The 2,715-nt window shown below is 48.6% G+C and carries 3 protein-coding genes; 1 reads left to right on the top strand and 2 read right to left on the bottom strand.

Going from position 1 to position 2,715, the window contains the following annotated elements; genetic code table 11:
* Window positions 1–253 precede the first annotated feature (253 nt).
* Window positions 254–709 (top strand): large conductance mechanosensitive channel protein MscL, encoded by a 456-nt coding sequence (gene mscL / locus ABYP73_RS12720; RefSeq protein ID WP_372974582.1) that lies wholly within the window; start codon window positions 254–256, stop codon window positions 707–709.
* A 38-nt stretch (window positions 710–747) separates the two neighbouring features.
* Here the strand turns inward: mscL and ABYP73_RS12715 are convergent, their stop codons facing one another.
* Window positions 748–1,566 (bottom strand): DUF6090 family protein, encoded by an 819-nt coding sequence (locus tag ABYP73_RS12715; protein ID WP_372974581.1) that lies wholly within the window; start codon window positions 1,564–1,566, stop codon window positions 748–750.
* Window positions 1,563–2,715, bottom strand: a 1,153-nt coding sequence (locus ABYP73_RS12710) for a glycoside hydrolase family 97 catalytic domain-containing protein (protein WP_372974580.1), incomplete at its 5' end; no start/stop codon positions are given. The genes ABYP73_RS12715 and ABYP73_RS12710, both read right to left, overlap by 4 nt.

The following is a 2,715-nucleotide window of genomic DNA, read 5'->3' as shown; positions in this document are numbered from 1 at the left end:
TCCCCGAGTAAGAGCCGCATGAAATGCCGGCTTTTTCTCGTTCAAGATGACGCCACGGGACTCACGAAGTCCGTAAGGACGAGTAATTCCCGCCTCAAATTATCGAATTCTTTCCCCGAGTAAGAGCCGCATGAAATGCCGGCTTTTTCTCGTTCAAGATGTTCGAGTGGGACTCAAGGACGAAGGAATCGTTTTAATGATTCTTCAATTTTTCAGATTACCCCTATATTTCAGCACAATAAATTAGAAGAATATGAAACTTCAAATCATCAAAGAATTCAAGGAATTTGCCGTCAAAGGCAACATGATCGATATTGCCATAGGGGTGATCATAGGAACGGCCTTTAACAACGTGGTCAACGTCTTGGTCAAAGAGATCTTCCTCCCTCCCCTCTCCTTCATGACCGACGGGATCAACTGGGAGAACAAAAAGATCATCCTCAGGGAAGCGGTCACCGTGGATGGGGTTACCAGGCCCGAAGAGATAGCTATAGGTTATGGAAAACTGTTGGAAGCCGGAATCGATTTCCTTATCATAGGATTCACGGTGTTTCTGGTGGTCAAGGTCATGAATAAGGTCCGAAGCAAAGCGGACGATCCAAAAAACACCACCGAAGCAACACCCAAGAATATTGAATTGCTAAGCGGGATCTCAGACCTTATGGAAAAGCAGGTAGAACTGCTTGAAAGGATAGAGAGCAAAAAGTAGGACTACAATATCCGGCCAATGTGTTATGAGAGTAAATATTAATTTTCCGAAGTCTCGATCCCTTCTGTGATCAGCTCCAGGATCTTAATTGTCACATTTTCGAGCTCAGACATTTGTGTGATGGACAATCGGTTCAGGTTGGTCAATTCTGAGATCCGGTCCTCCATATCCTGTAGCTCTCCTACGGTGAATTTCCTCCAGTTAGCGCTGTCTAATTTTGAGCGACCAATTGAGGATACCTCATATGTACGCCCAAAGTTCATGATCTCACGTGCTTTACTTCCTTGCTCTACAGCATGGAGTATGTTCCTGAGAGAAAAGGTCTTTGTCAGATACGGATTATACTGTTCGTCCCGGATCTTCAACCATATTTTCTCTTCTTCGGTAGCAAATATTATATCTCCACTCCATCCAGAAACCAATTGTCGCAATGAGTCATTTCGGATAAGGTATAATTTTCCGGAATTGATCAGATCGTTTGTAACCCCAAGAGAAGGATCAAAAGTAGGAGCAGTTATGGTCCAACTCAAGTGGGCATATAGGCTGTCCGTAGATATCCCGCCTTCATAGTTGTCGATGAATTCCAGGAGCCGTTCTCCACTGGTAACGATTCTTCTGTGCAAAACGATCTTGTCCTGTATCTGGTCCCTGTTGGCCTTGAATTCAGTGCGGAGCTGTTTGAGCAATTGCTGCTCCTCGAGCTTTTCATTCCTCAATGTATTCCAATCATTGACCTGTACTGCTAACAGGATCCCGATCACAATCAGCAGGATCTCACCTATAGCGTACAATAAGTACCTACTGAACTTATTCTCTATAAGCACTCGCTGACGCAGGCGTCTGAACAGGGAGATCATCCTTGTATAAGGCTTAGGGCAAACCCGCCACCGGGAGCCAATATTACCTCAACTGTATCCTCAGAGGTCACATCCATGGAGGTGATCTCATAAGCCTGGGGATTGGTATCCCAGTGCGCATCCGCTGCGTCCTTGTAGAGTATAGCCTTGTAGGATTTTCCGGGTTCCAGGAAGTCGAGTTTTAAAACCTCTGTCCTCCCCTCTTCATCGGTGATCCCACCGACAAACCAGTTCCCGGTGCCCCTTTCCTTTCGGGCGATGGTCACGAACTGGCCCACCTCTCCATCGAGCACGTGGCTTTCGCTCCAATCTACCCCCACATCCCGAATAAACTGCAAAGCAGGGTGTGGTTTCCCGTTCTCCGTATAGTGCTCAGGCAGGTCGGCAAGCATCTGTATGGGGCTGTAGATGACCACATACAGGGCCAACTGATGGGCCAGGGTGGTCATGACCCGGTTATCGGGTTTGTATTCGTCGAACCTGATATTAAAGATCCCGGGTGTAAAATCGATAGGGCCCGAAAGCATACGGGTAAAGGCCACCGTAGGGAGGTGGTCCGGGGGATTGCCCCCGTCTGCAGACCAGGCATTGAACTCCTGCCCCCTCAGCCCTTCCCGGGCGATGGCATTGGGATAGGTCCTGCGTTTTCCGGTATCCTTGATGGGCTCATGAGCGTTGATGGCGATCTTCATTTTCGCGGCTTCTTCCAGTACCTTGTGGTAGTGCCTTACCATCCACTGCCCGTGGTGGTATTCGCCTTTGGGGATGATCTTGCCCACATAGCCTGTCTTTACGCTGTTCATGCCATTGTCCTTCATGAACTTATAGGCAACGCCCATTTGCTTTTCATACGTAAGGGGGGCTGCGGAGGTCTCGTGGTGCATGATCACCTCAACCCCCTTTTCCCGGGCATAGGCCATCACCTTGTCAAAATCGTAATCTGCATAGGGAGTCATAAAATCAAATACCCCTTCCCGGTCGTCCGTATTGATCCATTTGTCCCACCCGGTGTTCCAGCCTTCCACCAGCAGGCCTTTGATCCTATTTTCTGCGGCAAAGTCGATATACCTCATGGCGTTTTCCGTGGTCGCCCCGTGGTTGGGTTTGACCTCCCCGCTTTTGGTAAAGGTGTTCATGCTCTGGCTCCCC

It is taken from the genome of Muriicola sp. (assembly GCF_041567615.1).
Taxonomy (GTDB): Bacteria; Bacteroidota; Bacteroidia; order Flavobacteriales; family Flavobacteriaceae; genus Muriicola.
This window is presented reverse-complemented; position numbering and strand designations above follow the sequence as displayed.